Source organism: Kribbella rubisoli (assembly GCF_004217145.1).
Classification (GTDB): domain Bacteria; phylum Actinomycetota; class Actinomycetes; order Propionibacteriales; family Kribbellaceae; genus Kribbella; species Kribbella rubisoli.
The window spans coordinates 812,214-831,210 of the sequence record NZ_SHKR01000011.1; the positions used below are offsets into that span (position 1 = coordinate 812,214).

Annotated in this window: 18 protein-coding genes; 7 read left to right on the forward strand and 11 right to left on the reverse strand. The window is 68.3% G+C overall.

The features are described from left to right. Positions 1-93 precede the first annotated feature (93 nt). Positions 94-849, forward strand: coding sequence for an SDR family oxidoreductase (locus EV645_RS06715; RefSeq protein ID WP_242000248.1), 756 nt, complete (start codon positions 94-96; stop codon positions 847-849). On the opposite strand, the gene EV645_RS06720 is transcribed toward EV645_RS06715, so the two are convergent. Together EV645_RS06720 and EV645_RS06725 are read right to left on the reverse strand one after the other, a co-directional pair. Further along, positions 813-1,685 (reverse strand): DUF3800 domain-containing protein, encoded by an 873-nt coding sequence (locus EV645_RS06720; protein WP_130440788.1) that lies wholly within the window; start codon positions 1,683-1,685, stop codon positions 813-815. The two genes, EV645_RS06715 and EV645_RS06720, sit on opposite strands and share 37 nt — an antisense overlap. A 171-nt stretch (positions 1,686-1,856) precedes the next feature. Continuing rightward, positions 1,857-2,684 (reverse strand): SAM-dependent methyltransferase, encoded by an 828-nt coding sequence (locus EV645_RS06725; RefSeq protein WP_242000249.1) that lies wholly within the window; start codon positions 2,682-2,684, stop codon positions 1,857-1,859. A gap of 207 nt (positions 2,685-2,891) precedes the next feature. On the opposite strand from EV645_RS06725, the gene EV645_RS06730 reads away from it, so the two are divergent. Both EV645_RS06730 and EV645_RS06735 read left to right on the forward strand, forming a co-directional pair. Continuing rightward, positions 2,892-4,322, forward strand: coding sequence for a polysaccharide lyase 6 family protein (locus EV645_RS06730; protein ID WP_130440790.1), 1,431 nt, complete (start codon positions 2,892-2,894; stop codon positions 4,320-4,322). A gap of 55 nt (positions 4,323-4,377) precedes the next feature. Then, positions 4,378-4,917 carry a dihydrofolate reductase family protein gene (locus tag EV645_RS06735; protein ID WP_130440792.1) on the forward strand — a complete coding sequence of 180 codons (540 nt, stop codon included), beginning with the start codon at positions 4,378-4,380 and terminating at the stop codon, positions 4,915-4,917. Here the strand turns inward: EV645_RS06735 and EV645_RS06740 are convergent. Continuing rightward, the gene (locus EV645_RS06740; protein ID WP_130440794.1) at positions 4,914-5,207 is read right to left on the reverse strand and encodes a YciI family protein; all 294 of its coding nucleotides are present in this window, start codon (positions 5,205-5,207) and stop codon (positions 4,914-4,916) included. The two genes, EV645_RS06735 and EV645_RS06740, sit on opposite strands and share 4 nt — an antisense overlap. Positions 5,208-5,267: 60 nt before the next feature. On the opposite strand from EV645_RS06740, the gene EV645_RS06745 reads away from it, so the two are divergent. Continuing rightward, entirely contained in the window at positions 5,268-5,825 is a 558-nt protein-coding gene (locus EV645_RS06745) for a GNAT family N-acetyltransferase (protein ID WP_130440796.1), read from the forward strand. On the opposite strand, the gene EV645_RS06750 is transcribed toward EV645_RS06745, so the two are convergent. After that, entirely contained in the window at positions 5,788-6,549 is a 762-nt protein-coding gene (locus EV645_RS06750) for a class I SAM-dependent methyltransferase (RefSeq protein ID WP_130440798.1), read from the reverse strand. The two genes, EV645_RS06745 and EV645_RS06750, sit on opposite strands and share 38 nt — an antisense overlap. Next, a complete protein-coding gene (locus EV645_RS06755) occupies positions 6,546-7,478 on the reverse strand; it encodes an SDR family oxidoreductase (protein WP_130440800.1) in 933 nt (310 codons plus the stop codon). Before EV645_RS06755 ends, EV645_RS06750 begins: the two co-directional genes overlap by 4 nt. Before the next feature lie 98 nt (positions 7,479-7,576). On the opposite strand from EV645_RS06755, the gene EV645_RS06760 reads away from it, so the two are divergent. Then, positions 7,577-8,245 (forward strand): TetR/AcrR family transcriptional regulator, encoded by a 669-nt coding sequence (locus EV645_RS06760; RefSeq protein ID WP_130440803.1) that lies wholly within the window; start codon positions 7,577-7,579, stop codon positions 8,243-8,245. Here EV645_RS06760 and EV645_RS06765 read toward each other — a convergent pair whose 3' ends face one another. Both EV645_RS06765 and EV645_RS06770 read right to left on the reverse strand, forming a co-directional pair. Beyond that, entirely contained in the window at positions 8,246-9,097 is an 852-nt protein-coding gene (locus EV645_RS06765) for an HAD family acid phosphatase (RefSeq protein ID WP_130440805.1), read from the reverse strand. Between the two features lie 105 nt (positions 9,098-9,202). Then, positions 9,203-9,679, reverse strand: coding sequence for a GNAT family N-acetyltransferase (locus EV645_RS06770; RefSeq protein ID WP_130440807.1), 477 nt, complete (start codon positions 9,677-9,679; stop codon positions 9,203-9,205). A gap of 51 nt (positions 9,680-9,730) precedes the next feature. On the opposite strand from EV645_RS06770, the gene EV645_RS06775 reads away from it, so the two are divergent. After that, the gene (locus tag EV645_RS06775; RefSeq protein ID WP_130440809.1) at positions 9,731-10,633 is read left to right on the forward strand and encodes a hypothetical protein; all 903 of its coding nucleotides are present in this window, start codon (positions 9,731-9,733) and stop codon (positions 10,631-10,633) included. A 3-nt stretch (positions 10,634-10,636) separates the two neighbouring features. On the opposite strand, the gene metH is transcribed toward EV645_RS06775, so the two are convergent. The 3 genes from metH to EV645_RS06790 form a co-directional block, all read right to left on the reverse strand. Beyond that, a complete protein-coding gene (gene metH / locus EV645_RS06780; protein WP_130440811.1) occupies positions 10,637-14,251 on the reverse strand; it encodes a methionine synthase in 3,615 nt (1,204 codons plus the stop codon). A 189-nt stretch (positions 14,252-14,440) separates the two neighbouring features. After that, positions 14,441-14,977, reverse strand: a complete 537-nt coding sequence (locus tag EV645_RS06785) for a TetR/AcrR family transcriptional regulator (RefSeq protein ID WP_130440813.1) — start codon at positions 14,975-14,977, stop codon at positions 14,441-14,443. Next, positions 14,974-16,419, reverse strand: coding sequence for an MFS transporter (locus EV645_RS06790; RefSeq protein ID WP_130440815.1), 1,446 nt, complete (start codon positions 16,417-16,419; stop codon positions 14,974-14,976). Before EV645_RS06790 ends, EV645_RS06785 begins: the two co-directional genes overlap by 4 nt. A gap of 134 nt (positions 16,420-16,553) precedes the next feature. Here EV645_RS06790 and EV645_RS06795 point away from each other — a divergent pair, with 134 nt between their 5' ends. Further along, a complete protein-coding gene (locus tag EV645_RS06795; RefSeq protein ID WP_130440817.1) occupies positions 16,554-17,387 on the forward strand; it encodes an NAD-dependent epimerase/dehydratase family protein in 834 nt (277 codons plus the stop codon). Between the two features lie 94 nt (positions 17,388-17,481). Here EV645_RS06795 and EV645_RS06800 read toward each other — a convergent pair whose 3' ends face one another. Beyond that, positions 17,482-18,996, reverse strand: a complete 1,515-nt coding sequence (locus EV645_RS06800; RefSeq protein ID WP_130440819.1) for a S1C family serine protease — start codon at positions 18,994-18,996, stop codon at positions 17,482-17,484. Position 18,997 lies beyond the last annotated feature (1 nt).

The window sequence follows — 18,997 nt, forward strand, 5'->3', positions numbered from 1 at the left end:
CGACATTTCTTCTCGATGTATTCCAGCTCACATCCAGTCACATTCGCCCCGCCGGGATCCGTCAGCCGGTAGACGCGAAGAGAGGAACACATCATGAGCACGATTCTGGTGACGGGCGGGACCGGAACGATCGGACGCCACGCCGTACCGCTGCTGCAGGCGGCCGGTTGCAAGGTCCGGGTCCTGAGCCGGCACGCCCACGACCGCGGCGACGGCGTCGAGTACCTGGCCGTCGATCTGCTGAAGGGTGACGGACTGGACCAGGCCGTCGACGGCGTGGACGTCATCCTGCACCTCGCCGGTGGGCCGAAGGGCGACGACATCGGCACCCGCAACCTGGTCAAGGCGGCCGAGCAGGCCGGGGTCGGCCATCTGGTCCACATCTCGGTGACCGCGGTCGACCAGCTGCCGCTGACCTACTTCAAGTCGAAGCTCGGCGCCGAGCAGGCCGTCCTTCAGTCCTCCGTGCCGTCCTCGGTACTGCGGGTCGCCCAGCTGCACGACTTCGCCTGGAACACGGTGCGGATGATGGCGAAGCTGCCCGTGCTGCCGATGCCGGGCGGCGTCCGATTCCAGCCTGTCGATGGGCGGGACGTGGCCCAGCGCCTCGTCGAGCTCGCACTCGGTGGGCCGCAGGGCCTCGTCCCGGACCTGGTCGGTCCGAAGGTTTACAGCCTGTCGGAGCTCGCTCACGACTACCTGCGTGCCACCGGCAAGCACCGGTTGTCCCTCCCGATCCGGGTGCCCGGCAAGGCCGGCAAGGTGTACCGCGCGGGCAGCAACCTCACGCTGAGCGGTGCCGACCGTGGCACTCACACCTGGGAAGACTTCGTCGCCGCGCAGATGTAGGGCTCGAGCAGTTCCTCCAGGTCCGGCGTACGCCGTCGCGCGATCCCGGCGAGGAAGTCCGCGACCTGCACCCGCGGATCATGCTTGGAATCAACCTGGACGAACGACCGCAGCGGTGGCGGCTCCGCCTGTTCAGCCAGGAAGGCTCCCAGCCTCGCCACGCGGCCAGGGGTCAGCGCACTCTGCTCGTCGTGCACCACGGCGACCGATCGATGGCCGGCGCTCCAGTACAAGACCGTCTCGGCGAGCGCCGGCACCAGCGGCTCGAGTGGTGGCGGGATCTCCGGATCCTCGTCGATCAGCCGCTGCATCACCTTCTCGACCCGGGACCGCGTCACGGCACGCAACGCAGGTACATCGGCCGGCATCGTTGCGAAGAACCGATCCACCGCCTCGTAATCCATCAGCCGCACCCGCTTCGTCCGGGCGAGATCCACGAAGGCCGAAAGGAAGCCGGTCCGCTGCCTCAGCGCGGCGGCGATGTCGGAATGATCCGTCCCGAGGCTGGTGCCGGCGCCGTACGACGGCTCCTCGGTGAACAGCTCCACGACCCGCGCCGCGACGTACGAGGTCTTGTCGATGACGTGGACGTGGGCATGGCCCTGCAAGGTGGTGAGCAGCCACTCGAGCGCGGGCCGCTGCTCGGGTCGCAGTAGCTGGTTGGATTTGTACTCCGTGCGCTGGCGCAGACGTGTGCGCAGTACGGCGATGATGCCGGCGGCCGCAGGTACGTCGAGATCTACGCTGGCGTGGGTGATGACGGGTGAGGCGGGGTCGAGCAGGTTGGTTCCGGAGAACCCCGACTCGTCACACGCGACCTCGAACTGGGTACTCATACGCAAGCTCCAAGGCTGAAGGACTGCACGCTACGGGGCCCGTCCGCGGGACGGGCGTGATCAGGTCGCGCGCCAGGGCTCATCGGGCGCGATGCGATCAGTGAGCGGCAGCAGCCTTGGCAGACATGCGACCCATCATGGTCCGGCAGCCGGCCGGACACCAGTGAATTCCTACGGCTTGCGACCGAGGGCGACCATGAGGAGCTGGCCGGCGCCGGTGGAGCTGAGCGTCTGCTCGTCGTGCGGCCACCACGCCGTCAGGTCGACCAGCCCGGGCTGGACCAGCTCGAGCCCGCCGAGGAGCTCCTCGGTCTCGGCCCTGGTCCGGAACCGAATCTGCGGGAAGGCGTCCTGCAACTTCTCCTCGATGGCGGTCGAGAACTCCGCTAGCCGGCCGCCGTCGCGTGGGTTGAGCGGATTGGTGAGCGCCACGTAGGAGCCGGGCGGCACGGCGGCGACGTAATCCGCGATGACCCGGACAGCCTTGGGGCTCGGGACGTTGTGCAGGACCAGCCCGAGGAGGATGCCCACCGGGCGGGTGAGGTCGAGCCCCGCGGTCACGTCCGGATGATTGAGTACGACGGCCGGGTCGGTCAGGTCGACGCCGGCGAAGAAGCTGCGCTTGTCGTCGGCGAGCAGCGCCTGACCGTGCGAGATCGCGGTCAGGTCGTGGTCGACGTACACGACCTTCGCGGCGGCGTTGGTGCGTTGCGCGATCTCGTGCGTGTTCAGCGCGGTCGGGAGGCCGGCGCCGAGGTCGAGGAACTGGTCGATCCCGCCCTCGGTCGCCATCCGGCCGATCGCCTCGGCCAGCCAGCGCCGGTTCTGCTTGGTCAGCTCGGGCAGTTCGGGCGCGATCTTCAGCAGCTCCTGGACGAAGCGCCGGTCGACCTCGAAATTGTTCTTGCCGCCGAGCAGCAGGTCGTAGACCCGCGCCTGGGACGCGCGGTCGAGGTCGATCAGGTCCAGCTGGCCGTAGTCCGGCATGACCTGCTCCACCTCCGATCCGTCATCCGAAAACCGGGATTGCCGGAAGGCTATCCAGCAAATCCATCGGGCGCTGCACCGGGGCCGTGTCGTGGAACCTCCTGCCGCGGCTGTCCCACCCCACGGGAGATCCGCCCGACTCGCACGGTAAGCGCTTGCCAGACTCTCTTCAGGCGCTCCACACTGAGCGACTACCGCCCCACCTCCCAGGAGGAACCCATGCACCGTCGCACTTTCTTGATCGGCAGCCTCGGCCTCACCGCGGCAACCGTCGCCAGACCCGCGAGTGCCACGACCGCCCGGACAAGAGCCGTCCGGGCCCGCACGCTGGACGAGCTCCGCAAGGCGATCGCGGCCGCCAAGCCGGGCGCCGAGATCGTGCTGGCCAACGGCACGTACGCCGTACCCGGTGATGAAACCATCGCGGTCAGCGCGAAGCACGGGACCGCGGCCGCGCCGATCACCGTCCGCGCGGAGTCGATCGGCGGTGTGACGCTGACCGGAAACAACGGGTTCGCCCTCGCGGGTTCGTCGTACGTCGTGATCGACGGATTCAAGCTTCGGCAGCAGACCACGTTCGAAGTACCGACGACGTGTCAGCACATCCGGATCAGCCGCAACGACCTCCAGCTCGGCGATATCGAGGGCTCGCACTGGGTGATGGTGCGCGGCGACGCGACTGTTGTCGAGCGCAACCACTTCCACGGGAAGTCGAAGCTCGGCGTCTTCCTCGGCGTCGAGGGCCCCGGCTCCGACGGCATGGCCCGCGGTGTGCAGATCGTCCGGAACTACTTCTCCGACCACACGTACGCCGGTGACAACGGCGGCGAGCCGATCCGGCTCGGACTGAGCGGCCGGTCGTTGAGTGACGCCGGCGCGTTCGTCGAGGAGAACCTGTTCGAGCGGTGCAACGGCGACCCGGAGGCGATCTCGGTCAAGTCGACCGGCAACACGATCCGGCACAACACGATCCGCGACAGCCTCGGCGGGATCGTGCTCCGGCACGGCAACAGGTCCCGCGTCGACGCGAACTTCATCCTTGCCGGAAGCAACGGAATCCGGATCTACGGCAACGATCACCTGATCGTGAACAACTACGTCGAGCAGGTCGCCGGCTCCGGGATCGTGCTCGGCAGCGGGAGCGTCCGCGACCACAAGCCCGAGGACTCCCCCGAGAGCCGACGCGGCAACGACGCACCTGACCGGGTGACGATCGCGCTGAACACCGTTCAATCGTGTGGAACGGCGATCAGCGGCGAGTCACAGCGTCCCTTGCCGCCGCTCGGCTGCTCGATCACCGACAACCTTCTCGTCGGCGATGCAGGCAAGCAACTGGTCTCGATGCCGTACCTGGACGGGATCGCGTTCTCCGGCAACCTCTGCTGGGGTGCCGCGTCCGACGGCACCATCCCGGCGGGCGGATCCGCTCGGAAGGACCCGAAGCTCGCGGCGGGCAGCGACGGCGTACGTCGGCTCACGGCGGGCAGCCCGGCGATCAACGCGGCCATCAAGTCGTACCCGACCGTCACCCGCGACCTCGACGACCACCCGCGCACCGGCAAGGCAGACGTCGGCGCGGACGAGTACAGCAAGGCCACGCCGCACAACCGTCCGCTGAAACCTGCAGACGTCGGTCCCGCGTCGCGATGAGTTTTCTCCGGCTCGTTCGTCTCAACAGCTACCAACCGAACGAGCAGGAGGAAACATGTCGAAGGTCTTGTACTCGGTGACGATGTCGGTGGACGGGTTCATCACCGGGCCGGACGGTGACATGCAGTGGATGCGCCCGTACCTCGGGCCCAATCCGGAGGTCGGCGAGCTGATCCCGCGGATCGGATCGATCCTCGTCGGCCGCCGGTCCCACGACGGAGACGATCCGTTCAAGGGTGAGTCCGGTGAAGGTCAGGCGTTCGGCGGCGGGTGGAGCGGACCGTTGTACGTCGTCACGCATCGCCCGCCGGCCGCCGCGGAACCCGATGTCACGTACGTCGACGACTTCGCCAAGGCACTCGCCCGAGCGAAGGAGGCAGCCGGCGACAAGTACGTCAACGTGATCGGAGCCAACATCGCCAAGCAGTGCATCGAGGCCGGCGAGCTGGACGAGGTCCTGCTCCTGTTCGCCCCGACGATGCTCGGCGACGGCACCCGCCTGTTCGACTACCCGGGCGGCCACACGGTCCGGCTCGAACGCATGAGCGTCACCGAGACCGCCATGGCCACCAGCATGTGGTTCAAGGTGGTCTAGAAGTCCGTAGCGGTCGGGTGCATGACCGCTCGGATCTCTACGGAGCGGCCGGCGGCTCGCGCGTCTGGTAGCAGGCGCGCGAGCTCGATCGCTCGTTCAGGGCTCTCGACGTCGATGACGTAGTACCCGTCGATCTGCGTCGGCCGGCAGTCGGGAAGTCGGACGGACAGCTGGGGATCGGCGAGTAGTTCGCCGCCGACCAGTTCGCCGGCGTCGTGGGCAACTCGCTCGAACTCGTCACGCTGCAGACGCGCTTCACCGTCACCCTGCAGGATCAGTAGGAACTTCATCGGCGCACTCCTCTCACTGATAGGACGGAGTCGAGCGCGCGGTTTTGACATGATGGGCCGATGTTCGTGCGTACCGAACGGCTGACCTTGCGCCGGTTCACGCCTGCGGACGCCGAGCGGTTCGCGGCGTACCGCTCAGATCCTGATGTCGCCCACTACCAAGGGTGGGACGCGCCGGTGTCGCTCACCGACGCCCAGGAGACGGTCGAACGGTTCGGGCGGGGCGATCCGGAAGCGGCCGGCTGGTTCCAGTACGCGGTCGACCTGGACGGCGTACTGATCGGGGACCTCGGTCTCAACCTGCACGAGAACCTGATGCAGGCCGAGCTCGGCTTCACGCTGGCAACGGAGTACCAAGGGATGGGGTACGCGTCCGAGGCCGTGCGCGGACTGCTCGAGCACCTCTTCGTCGAGCGGGAGCTGCATCGAGTGTCCGCCGAGGCCGACGCCCGCAATACAGCCTCCGCGCGGTTGCTCGAACGGGTCGGATTCACCCAGGAAGGTCTGCGGCTGTCCAACACCTGGTTCAAGGGCGAGTGGACCGACGACCTGCTGTTCGGCTACCTGCGCGACGACTATCTCAACCGATCGCGGCCCACGCCCGCGCAGTCAACTTGATCGAGCCGTCCGCCTCGATCGGCAACCGCTCGCGGACGCCCTCACGCATCGCATCCTGATCCGCCGGCTCCAGACCGCGCAGGTACACCGGCGCCACACCCGTCCCGCCGAGGAACGGCGTCCAGAAGTCGTCGAACGAGGTAAACACCGTCGGTACGTCGATCGCGCGCGTCCGCACGTCGGCGAACCCGGCCTCGCGGAACAGTCCTTCCAGGCCTTCCGCCGTACAGAAGGCGAATCGGACGCCCTCGTCGTGCTCACGGTCCTGGGGACGCAGCGCGAGCATCGTGTCGAAGAAGTACCGCATCACCTGCATGCCTTCGGCGTAGTCCCACACGTAGACCGCGACCGTCGACCCGATCTCCCGCATCCGGCGCAGGGCCTCGACCCGCTCCGGGACGAAGTTGAGCACGAGACCGGAGACCACCACGTCGAACGGGCCGTCCGGCAGCTCGGCCGCCGAGCGTAGGTCGAAGCTCGCGCGCTCGTCGTGGATCGACTGCCGCGCGTACTCGATGAAGCCTTCCGACGGGTCGACCCCGAGCACGGTGGCTGGATCCGCCGCACGCAGGATCGTGCTCGTCAGCGCGCCCGTACCGCAGCCGACGTCGAGCCAGCCCAACGCCGCCGGCTGCTCGAGCCAGTCGAGGAACTCCTTCGCGACCAACCGGCTCCAGCGGCCGACATACGACTCGTAGATTCCGCCACGCGACCACTCACTCACTTGGGCAGGATAGACGGGAGCGAAACGCCCGTCAGTCCCTCGGCAACCTTCCAGAGGCGGGCGCTGGTCTCGGCGTCGAGCGCAGCCTTCGGCTGCTTGGCCACGGCGGTGGGACCGACGAGACCGAAGATGCCCGACGGACCGTAGTAGCCGCCGGCCTCGGCGGCAGGGTCGGCGGCCGCGAACAGGAGCGGCTCGGCGCCGATCTCGACGTCCTGCTTCGGCAGCGGGTTGAAGCGCATGCCCACCCGGTTGAGAAGCGACGGCCTCTCCCGGCCGAGCGCGGCACCGGCGCTCTGCAGGTTGGTGCGGGTGTAGCCGGGGTGGGCGGCGACGCTGAGCAGGCCCCAACCGCGGTCGGCGGAGAGCTTGGCCAGTTGGTTGCTCATCATCAGGTCGGCGAGCTTCGACTGCGAGTACGCCGCGGTCCGCCGGTATCGCTTGTCCCACTGCAGGTCGTCGAAGTGGATGCTGCCGAAGTTCGCGGCACCGCTGGCCATGGTCGCGATCCGGGGCGCCGGCCCTGCCAGGACGAGCGGCAGCAGCCGCACGGTGAGCGCGAACGGGCCGAGGAAGTTTGACCCGAACTGCAGCTCGAAGCCGTCCTTCGTGGAGATCCGGGTCGGCGGAACCATCACGCCGGCGTTGTTCACCAGCACGTCGACGTGCGACTCGTCGGCGGCGAGCTTCTCGGCGAACTCCTGGACCGAGGCCAGGTCGGCGAGGTCGATCCGCCGCACTTCGAGCTGGGCGCTCGGGTGCGCGGCGAGGATCTCGGCCTTCGCCGCCTCGCCCTTGGCCGGAGTCCGGACCGCCATCACCACCCGCGCACCGGCGGCGGCGAGCCGCTTGGTGGCCTCCTTGCCGGTGCCGCTGTTGGCGCCGGTGACGACAACGAGCTTGCCGGTCTGATCGGGAATCTCATACATGATCCACACTCCATAAAAGACTGATGGTCTGTTATGGCTGGAACTTTATCAGACCGCTGGTCCGATAACAACAGACCGATGGTCTGTAGAATGTGAGCGTGAAGACATTCCAGCGCGCTCGGAGCGACGAGCAGCGGGCCGAGCGGCGGCGGGCGATCCTCGCGACGGCCGCCACGATGCTGACCGAGATGCCGGTCGCGGACGTCAGCCTCAACGAGCTGAGCCGCCGCGTCGGCCTGGCGAAGTCCAACGTGCTGAACTACTTCGACTCCCGCGAGGCCGTCCTGCTCGAGCTGTCGAGCAGCGAGCTAGCGGCCTGGGTAAAGGATCTGGACGCCACGGTCGGCGACGCGCTCCCGGAGCTGACGATCGACGATCGGTCCGAGCAGCTGATCAGCGCCATCGTCGGCACGCTGTCGGAGCGGCCGGTGCTCTGCGACCTGATCAGCGCGCAGGCAGGAGTCCTGGAGCGGAACATCTCCACCGAGACAGCGCTGAGCTTCAAGCGCGCTGCCGCGGTGAGCTATGTGCAGATGATCGAGGTCGTCGCCGGCGTGCTGCCGGAGCTCGGCGAGGACGGAGCGGGCAGGTTCATCGCCACCGCGAGCCTGCTCGCGGGTGCGATCTGGACCCACTCACACCCCGTCCCCGCCATCCTCGCCGCCTACGAAGCCGACCCGGCCCTCGAAGCCATCCGGCTGGATTTCGAGCCGGCTCTCACCGACTCCCTTCGCACCTTGCTGTACGGCGCTCTACCGCGAGCGTGATCAGGGCAGGTAGTAGTTCGGGTTCGGGAGCTTGAAAGTACGGTCCGCGAAGCCGCCCTTCAGGTCGGAGAACTGGTCGCCGAAGTTCGCGACGATGTCGTAGCCGAGCGACTCGATGTGCGCACGGGTCGCCGATTTGTAGTGGATCGTCGTGCACGAGCCGTTCGGGTCGGCCGCGCAGGCCTTCTTCAGGTAGTCCGGGTAGTCGGCGACGGCGGGCTTGGTGAACAGGCCGTCCTCGCCGTTGCTCAGGGTCGTCGGGTCCGGGTAGCCGGCGTCGACGCCGATCCCGTCCGTGGTGAGGTTGCCCAGCGTGGCCTTCTCCTGCGCTGCGCCGCGGCCGGTCAGGAAGAAGATCGCGTACCCCTTGCTCGCGGCCGTCTTCACCAGGTCGACCATGCCCGGCACGGCCGGGAACCGCTGGTTCAGCACATAGTCCGCGTTGGTCGTCGGGTTGAACGCCCAGTTACTGAAGATCTCGTAGTTCCAGGTCGCCAGCGAGGTGTCGTCGACGTCCAGCAGGATCGCCTTCGTCTGGCGGGTGTGGTGCGGCGCCGAGATCCAGCGCGTGCCCGCCGCAGCCACCGAGCGGGCTTCCTTGGCGTAGTTGCTGTTGTCCGCGAAGGTACCGCTACCGAGCGGATCGCCGTAGTAGTTGCGCAACTGCTGCCGCAGTACGTCGATGTTCGTGACCTGCTTCTCGCTGCGCGGCGTCGACGTCTGGATGGCCGGCTGCGGGTTCGCGGCACCGGCCGAGTACGCGACCCCGCCGACGACCGATGTCATCGCGACTGCTGCGACGCTGGTCAGAACCATCCGGCGGGACGGCCGGCGCCAGGAACGGAATGCCATGGTGACCTTCTTCGGAGTACGGGAAATGCTTGCCAAAGCAAACTAACCCGGTCCGGCCAGGTTGACCGCGCGACAGCCTGAATTACAGGGGAATCCTGCGTCTGTTCAGACGGACTTCACGTAACGGTGGCATGGCACCGGTACGCTCCCGCCTTCCACCGTGGCCGGGTAGTCGAACGGGCCGCCGTCTGTCCAGCCGCTGCGCTCGTAGAACCGGCGGGCCCGCGCATTCCCGGTCGCTACGGCAAGCCAGGCTTCCCTGTGTCCTCCGGCTTTCACCTGCTGTTCAGCTTCGGTCAGTAGCGTCCCGGCTACTCCCGATCCACGGTGATCGCGCGATACGTACACCTGCTCGACCTCGTCCCCCACGACCATCACGAAACCGGCAACCGCGTCCCCCACCAGTGCGACGGTGGTGTCCGCAACCCGTTGAACAGCACGCGTTCCGAACGATTCCTCGGTCCGGACAGCGACCAGTTCGTCCGGTACATGCCCGAGATGCCCGTCCCGCCAACCGTCGTACCAGATCGCTGCCACCACCTCGGAGTCCCCGGCAACAGCAGGCCGCACGATCACAGTCATGCGGCCAGCGTAAATGAACCCCGCAGCCTCGCCCACGAAGGAGAACTCGCCATGGCCACTGGCCTGGTCAAGACCGACGATCCGTGCTTCTCCTGGGGAGACTCGATCGTCGAAGCCGTCAGCGAGACCACTGATCGCCTCGTCCGGTGGCGCGGTATCGACTTCGTCGTCCGGCCGAACGACCGCCCGGGCATGAGCGCGGTCGACTCGCTCCGGTCCAACGACAGCCCCCTGGTCCTGCCGGAGGAGCTGGCCGATGCGGTCCGCCGGTACGGCGCTGGGACGCCGGAGCAGGGTGACCGGGAACGACTGGTCCAAGCAACCGCACACACGACCTCGCAGTCGGTCGGACTGAGCAGCCCGCTGTTCGACAACATCGGCGGACTCCACCAGCCGGAGGCCGACCTGGACGACGGACTGGCCGATGTCTGGACCCAGGAACGGCTGTCCGAGCTCTGGTCGAGGACCGAATCCGCACAGTTCGTCCCGGCCGAAGACGTGCCGGACTTCGCCTTCGCCGGCCGGAACCCGGCGGCCGCAGCGGCAGCACGGGAACTGATGACCGAGATCGTCCGGCAGCAGGGCGGCACCACAGCCGAGCCTGAGGACTACGCCGCACTCTCCGACTGGCTGATCTCACAGAAGCCCGAGGAGCGGTACGGCGAGATCCTGTCGCTCCTGCCCGGTACGGAAGAACTGTCGCCACGTGACTTGCTGCGCGCAGAGGTCACCCTCCGCAACGGCTTCACCGAGGCCGTCGCGAAGGACGACCCGTCCCTCGCGGCCGCTGCCGTCCAGACTGCATCGGAGAAGATCGACCCCCAGCTACGCAGGCTGCTCGAGGACTCCGCACTCGCCCCGGCCAGCGGCGCAATCACCGCCAACGCCAGCTACAGCACGACCGGACCTTCCAAGATCCAGCCCGGTCGCGAGCAGCGAGGCCTCGGCGGCTAGGCCCTAGGCCGGGTCGTAGGAGAGGTTCGGGCGGAGCCAGCGTTCGACCTCTTCGACCGAGAGGCCCCGGCGTACGGCGTAGTCCTCGATCTGGTCGCGGCCGAGGCGGCCGACGCTGAAGTAGCGGGATGCCGGGTTCGCGAAGATCAGGCCGCTGACCGCCGCGGCCGGCGTCATCGCGAACGACTCCGTCAGCCCGAGACCGAGCTGCTCCGCCTCGAGCAGCTCGAACAGGTCCTTCTTCTCGCTGTGGTCCGGGCTCGCCGGGTACCCGAGTGCCGGCCGGATCCCACGGAACCGCTCCGCGTGCAGATCCTCCAGCACCGGCTGTACGTCAGGCTCGAACCACGCCTTCCGCGCCTCCAGGTGGATCCACTCGGCGAACGCCTCGGCCAGCCGGTCGGCCAGCGCCTTCACCATGATCGCCCGATAGTCGTCGTTCTTGTCCTCGTACGACTTCGCCAGTGCCTCGGCTCCGTGGATCGCGACGCCGAACCCGCCGAGGTGATCACCGGCCGGCGCGACGTAGTCCGCCAGGCAGCGATTGTGCCGCCCGGCAGGCTTCTCGGTCTGCTGGCGCAGCATCGGGAACGACCGGTCGAGACCGTCGAGGATGATGTCGTCGCCGTCGCTGTGCGCCGGCCAGAACCCGTACACCCCCTCGGCCTTGAAGGACCCGTCGGCAATGATCTCGTCCAGCAACGTGTTCGCGTCGTCGAACAGCTCGCGGGCGACGGGATTGTCCAGGATCGCCGGGTACTTGCCCTTGACTTCCCAGGCCAGGAAGAGGAACTGCCAGTCGATCATCGCGCGAAGAGCCTCCAGCGACGGCGTCTCCCGGCGCAGACCGGTGAAGGCCGGCACCGGCAGTTCGCCGTACTCGACCGGCTCCTTGTTCGCGCGCGCCTCGGCCAGCGTCAGCAGCGGACTGCGCTGCTTGTTCGCGTGCTGCTCGCGGAGCCGCTCCTGTTCAAGACTGTTGCTCTTGGCAAGCTGTTCGGCCCGCTCCTCGTCGAGGAGATCCGACACCACGCCGACCACCCGCGACGCGTCCAGCACATGCACCGTCGTCTGGTCGTACGCCGGTGCGATCCGGACCGCGGTGTGCTGCTTCGACGTAGTCGCACCGCCGATGAGCAGCGGCAGCTTCAGCCCGCGCCTCTGCATCTCGCCGGCCACGGCAACCATCTCGTCGAGCGACGGCGTGATCAGGCCGGACAGCCCGACCGCGTCGGCGCCCTCGGCAACGGCCGTGTCGAGGATCCTTGCCGCCGGCACCATCACGCCGAGGTCGATCACCTCGTAGTTGTTGCAGCCGAGCACCACGCCGACGATGTTCTTGCCGATGTCGTGGACGTCGCCCTTCACGGTCGCCATCACGACCTTGCCCTGGCCGCGGACCATCTCCGCGCGGCCCTCGAGCCGGGCCTGCTCTTTCTCCGCCTCCATGAACGGCTCCAGGTAGGCGACCGAGCGCTTCATCACCCGCGCGCTCTTCACCACCTGCGGCAGGAACATCTTGCCGGCGCCGAACAGGTCGCCGACGATCTTCATACCGTCCATCAGCGGACCCTCGATCACCTCGAGCGGACGCGGCAACTGCTTGCGCGCTTCCTCGGTGTCCGCCTCGATGTAGTCGACGATGCCGTGCACCAGTGCATGCGACAGCCGCTCCTGCACGGTGCCCTCGCGCCAGGTCAGGTCGACCTCGCGCTGGGTGCCCTTACCCTTCACGTTCTCCGCGAACGCGACCAGCCGGTCGGTGGCGTCGTCACGCCGGTCGAAGATGACGTCCTCGACCAGCTCGAGCAGGTCCTTCGGGATGTCTTCGTACACCGCCAGCTGGCCGGCGTTGACGATTCCCATGTCCAGGCCGACCTTGCCCGCGTGGTACAGGAAGGACGAGTGCATCGCCTCGCGGACGATGTCGTTGCCGCGGAACGAGAACGACAGGTTCGAGATACCGCCGCTGATGTGCACGCCGGGGCAGCGTTCCTTGATCAACGGCAGCGCGTCGATGAAGTTCTTCGCGTAGCCGTTGTGCTCGGACATACCGGTCGCGACGGCCAGCACATTCGGGTCGAAGATGATGTCCTCGGCCCGGAAGCCGATCCCGGTGAGCAGGTCGTACGCGCGGCCGCAGATCGCGACCTTGCGCTCGACGGTGTCGGCCTGACCCTGCTCGTCGAAGGCCATCACCACCGCGCCGGCGCCGTAGTCCATGATCTTGCGGGCGCGCTCGAGGAACTCCTCCTCGCCTTCCTTCAGGCTGATCGAATTGACCACGCCCTTGCCCTGCACGCATTTCAGCCCGGCCTCGAGGACCGTCCACTTCGAGCTGTCGATCATGATCGGGATCCGGGCCACCTCGGGCTCGGTCGCGATCAGGTTCAGGAACGTGGTCATCGCCTGCTCGCTGTCGAGCAGGTCGGCGTCCATGTTCACGTCGAGCAGGTTCGCGCCGCCGCGCACCTGCTCGAGCGCCACGTCGACCGCGGCCTGGTGGTCGTCGCCCTCGATCAGCCGGCGGAACCGGGCCGACCCGGTGACGTTGGTCCGCTCGCCGATCATCACGAACCCGGTGTCCGCGCTGATCTTGAACGGCTCGAGCCCGGAGAACCTGGTGGTGTGATCGGTCGGTACGACGGTCCGCGGCGCGACGTCCTGCACCGCGGCGGCGATCTGCTTGATGTGGGCGGGCGTCGTACCGCAGCAGCCGCCGACGATGTTCACCAGGCCGGACTGCGCGAACTCCTCGAGCATGGCCGCGGTCTCGTGGGGCTGCTCGTCGTACCCGCCGAAGGCGTTCGGGAGGCCGGCGTTCGGGTGCGAGGCGACGTACGTGCCGGCGAACCGGGCGAGGTCCGCGACGTGCGGGCGCATCTCCGCGGCACCGAGCGAACAGTTGACGCCGACGACGAGCGGATTGGCGTGCTCGACCGAACTCCAGAACGCCTCGACGGTCTGACCTGACAGGGTGCGGCCGCTCAGGTCGACGATCGTCACCGAGATCCACAGCGGCAGATGCGGCGCGACCTCGCGGGCCGCAGCGACGGCGGCCTTGGCGTTCAGGGTGTCGAAGATCGTCTCGATCAGCAGCAGGTCGACGCCGCCCTCGGCGAGCGCTGCGATCTGCTCGGCGTAGGTCGCCTTGACCTGCTCGAAGTTCACCGCACGGTACGCCGGGTCCTCGACCCGCGGGCTCAGCGACAGCGTGACGTTCAGCGGGCCGATCGAGCCGGCCACGAACCTCGGCCGGTCCGGGGTGGCGAACTCGTCGGCCGCCTGCCGGGCCAGGCGGGCGCCGGCCAGGTTCATGTCCCGCACGTACTGCTGCAGGCCGTAGTCCGCCTGGCCGATGCTGGAGGCGGTGAACGTGTTCGTGGTGGTGATGTCGGCGCCGGCCGCCAGGTACTGCCGGTGGACGTCGAGGATCACGTCCGGCCGGGTCAGGTTGACCAGGTCCGGGTCGCCGGTGACGTCGTGGGTCTCGTCGTTGTAGCGGTCGGGCTGATAGTCCTCGGGCTTGAGCTTGGCGTTCTGCAGCATCGTGCCCCAGGCACCATCGAGCACGACGATCCGCTGATCCAGCAGCTCGCGCAGCGCGGTCTCACTCATCTGCCGTCCCCTCCAGAAACGATCTCCGGAGGCGCCCTTGCAGGGTGCACGCAGGCCCTCGCCGTCTGTGCACTCAGGTCGAGCGTGGCGGACCCTCGGCCCGTTGCAGCGCCTCTCGGCCTGGATCGTCCATGTTAGCGGCGTCACTCCCTGCAGCCAGCACCCCAGATCACATTCTAAGACGGTGTCTCAAGGGGTGATCAGGCCCTGAAGGCTCGGGGCGTACAGCGCGGCGACCCGGTCCAGGTCGGCCGTGGCGATCGGGCCTTCCCGGTCGATCGCGATCGCGGCGCCGAGCCCGAGCAGCTGGCCGGTGATCAGCGCGGCCCGCAGGTCGGCGTCCGGACCGGTCAGTCGGGCGGCGAAGGCGCGGGTGACCTGGTCCCGGAAGTGCTCGCGGATCTGGGCGCGCTCGTCCCCCTTGCCGGCCGCGAAGACGACCCGGACGAGCAGGTCCTGGTCGTTCTCGCGGCGGTACTTCACGAGGGTCCGAACGGCGTGCTGGCCGAGCCGCTCGTTCGGTGCCGCGAGCAGCAGTTGGGCGGCCTCGGTGAAGTCGGCGACCCGCTCGAACAGCGCTTCCTTGCCGCCGAAGTACTTGACGATCAGGGCAGCGCTGACGCCCGCGTCCGCGGCGACCCCGCGCAGCGTGACCCCGTTGTACGGCTCGCGCGCGAACGCCTTCCGCGCCGCGCGCAGGATCGCGGTCCGCCCCGGATCGGTCACGCCCGTGCCACCTCACCAGTCGTCTCACCCGCCACCTCGCCCGCCACCTCGGACGCCGGCTTGGGGCGACGTACCGGGATCAGCAGGACCAGCCCCGCCGCCGCCACGGCCGCCACGCCGGCGATCACGAACACGATCAGGTACGCCGAGAGCGCGGGCGCGACCCGGCCGGCGCTCGCGATCGTGACGTTGGCCAGCACGGTCGCGACGATCGTGCTGCAGATCGCCTGCCCGACCGTGCGCATCAGCGTGTTGAGGCCGTTCGCGGCAGCCGTTTCGGTCACCGGCACAGCATGCATGATCAGCGCCGGAAGCGCCGAGTACGCAACGGCAGTGCCGGCAGAAACGACCGTTGCGCCGATGACGATCCCCGCCACGTTGCTGCTGGTGAACAGCCTGACCACGTACCCCGCGGCCATCAGCACCGACGCGATTCCGAGCGTGAACCGCGGGCCGCGCGCGTTGGAGATCCGGGCGGATACGGGCGAGAGCAACACCATCGCCACCCCACCTGGCAGCAGACACAGACCGCTGACGACGATGGATTCGCCCAGCCCGTAGCCAGTCCATGTGGGCTCCTGCACGAGCTGCGCGGTCGACAGCGAGTTGGCGTAGAACGCGAACCCGATCAGCAGTGCGCCCAGGTTGGTGAAGAGTACGGCGGGACGCGCGGAGACGCGGAGGTCCACGAGGGGGCTCCTCGTGCGCAGTTCGTACCAGCCCCACGCCGGGATCAGCAGCACGGCAACGGCGTACAGGACGACGAGGGTCGGCGCACTCCAGGCGGTGGTCTTCGAGACCGCGAGGAGGAAGCAGACGAGGAACGCGCTGAGGCCGACAGCGCCGACGATGTCGAAGCGGCCGCTGGTCCGGATCGCCGACTCGGGAACGATCAGCAGCACCAGGACGATGTCGAGCAGGCCGAGGCCGAGGTTGATCCAGAACATCGTGTGCCAGTTCGCGTACTCGACCACCAGCGTCGCGGCCGGGATGCCGAACGCCGCGCCGATACCCAGCGTCGAGCTCATGATCGCGATGGACGGGATCACCCGCCGCGGGGGCAGCTCGTCGCGCAGGATGCTGATGCCGAGCGGGACCACCGCGACGGCGGCGCCCTGGAACGCCCGGCCGACGATCAGCACGGTCAGGTTCGAGCTGATTGCGCAGAGCAACGAGCCGATGATCATCGACGACAGCGCGATCAGCAGCACGCGGCGCTTGCCGTACATGTCGCCGGCGCGGCCGAGCAGCGGCGTGAACACGGCTCCGGTGAGCAGCGTCACAGTGATCAGCCAGCTCACGTCGGACGCGGGGCTGTGGGTGATCTGCGGTAGCTCGGGCAGGAGCGGTACGACGATGGTCTGGCTGATCGAGACCAGCACACCGCAGAACGCGAGCGCGGCCAGGATCAGGCGTGGGTGAGCGGCAGGGCGGACGGTCACACGGAGTCCTCACGGGGTGAACAGTTGTTTACTCAGGAATGGTAAACGCTTGTTCACCCCTTCCGGAAGTGGACCGGCGAACTGGCCGCCGATTGGACCAGCACGGCGGGGGCGCCGCTGCCTAGGTTGGTTGCATGAGGATCTTCATCGCCGGCGCGACCGGCGTCATCGGCCGTCGGCTGGTACCGCTGCTAGTTGCCGATGGCCACGAGGTGACCGCGCTGTCGAGGCGGTCACAGGTGCCCGGCGTGACGACGGTGCAGGGTGATGTGTACGACGCTGCCGCGCTCCGCGAGGTGGTTGCGGCCGCCCGGCCGGATGTCGTCATGCACCAGCTGACCGACCTCACGTCGCGAGATTTCGCCGCGAACGGGCGGATCCGGCGTGAAGGCACCCGCAACCTCGTCGACGCTGCGCTCGCTGCCGGAGTACGGCGGGTGATCTCGCAGAGCGTCGCGTGGGCGTACGAGCCGGGCGATGTGCCCGCTGACGAGTCCACGTCTCTCGACCTGCACACCGCCGACGAGAGGCGCCGCGGGACGGTCGACGCGGTCGCCACCCTCGAGGCGATCACCGCCGAGGCTCCCGAGTGGGTCGTACTCCGCTACGGCCTGCTCTACGGCCCCGACACCTGGTACACCAAGGGCGGCCTGATGGCCGACCTGGCCGCCGCCGGCCAACTCCCGGCAAACGGCGATGTCACCAGCTTCCTCCACATCCAAGACGCGGTCTCAGCCGCCGCAGCCGCCCTGACCTGGCCATCCGGCCCCGTCAACGTCGTCGACGACGAGCCGGCTCCCGCCACCACCTGGCTCCCGGCCTTCGCCCAATCAGTAGGCGCCCCCGCGCCGACAGACTCCCAGTCCGCCTCACGCGCTCCTTGGGCTCGCGGTGCCACGAATACCCACGCGCGTAGCCTCGGGTGGTCCCCCAGCCAGCCGACCTGGCGTACGGGCTTCTTCTCCTGAGCTTGAACAAAGAGATCGGGCCCGAGCGCTCTGAGGGGGAGGAGAGCGTCGGGCCCGATCGATCGGTCCGCCGGCAGCGGGGGTAGCGCTGGGGTTAGCGGACCGGGCCTTGGATCAGTTCGATGGTGGCCTTGTGGGTCTGGCCGGACTGGTCGACCCAGCCGACCTCGACCTTGTCGCCGGGGTGTTGCTTGTTGAGCAGCTCCGACAGCGCGTCGGGCGAGTCGACGGTGTGACCGGCGAAGGAGGTGATCACGTCACCGGCCTCGATGCCCGCGTCGTCCGCGTGACCGTCTGCGAGTACGTCGCCGACGACCGCGCCGGTGGTGCCCTCGCTCGTTACGACCGAGACTCCGAGCATCGGGGAGGCGCCGATGTGTACGACGTCCGACGACTTGCCGCTCTCGATCTGCTGCGCGATGTCGAGCGCCTGGTTGATCGGGATCGCGTACCCCTCGGTGGTCGTCCCGGAACCGTTCCCGGAACCGCCCTGCCCGTTCCCGAACCCGTTGCCCGACCCGTCGCCCGAGCCATCGCCGGAACCATCGCCCGAACCGTTGCCCGAGCCGTTGCCCGACCCGGACCCGTTGCCCGCACCGTCGCCGAAGCCGTTGCCGCCGAACGGGTTGCCGTCCCCGTATCCGTCGCCGTACCCGGTGCCGTCCCCGGCCGCCGTCAGCGTCGCCGTCGCGGTCGCGCCGGAGGTGACCGCCGTCTGACCCGGCCGGCCCTGGCCGCCGTTGTTCCCGTTACCGCCGGCCACGTCCACGCCGACGACCTCGCCGTTCGCGTTCACCAGCGGGCCGCCGGAGTCGCCGGCCTGGATGTTCGCGTCGGTCTGGATCAGGTTGGTGAGGTTCTCCGGGTCCTGCCCGTTCTCGTCGGTCGCGGTGATCGCCTGGTTCAGGCCGGTCACCTTGCCGGCCGCGTAGCTCGGCGTACCGCCGGTGCCGCCCGCGTTCCCGACGCCGACGACCTGGTCGCCGAGCTTCACCTGGTCGGAGTTGCCGGTCTTGGCGGTCTCCAGCCCGGACGCGTCCTTCAGCTTCAGTACGGCGATGTCGTGCTGCTCGTCGTACCCGGCGACGCTCGCGGTGTAGGTCTTGCCGTTGCCGATGTCGGTCACGGTGATCGACGTCGCGCCCTCGACGACGTGGTGGTTGGTGAGCACCTCACCGTCGGAGGTCAGCACGATCCCGGTCCCGGCCGCCCGTGCGTTCTCGTATCCGAGCACGGTGTTCACGTCGACCAGCCCCGGCGACACCTTGGCCGCCACGGACGAGGCGTCGAACGCCTTCTGCGACAGCTCCGAGCTGTTCCCGGCGCTGTGCTGGTCGATGCCCCAGGCAACCGATCCGGCGACGACCACCGCGGCCAGCCCGAGCGCTCCGGCTCCCAGCAACCGGCGGCCGCGCTTCTTCGGCGGCTTCGGCGGGAACGGGTACTGCGGGTTGTACTGCGGACCCTGCTGGTACGGCGATCCCTGCTGGTACTGCGGGTTGTTCGGGTACGGCCCGTTCTGGGGGTACTGCGGATACCCGCCATGCGCTGGCGGCCAACCTCCGTACTGCCCACCGTCGTACGGTCCAGGTCCAGCGCTCTCGTTCATT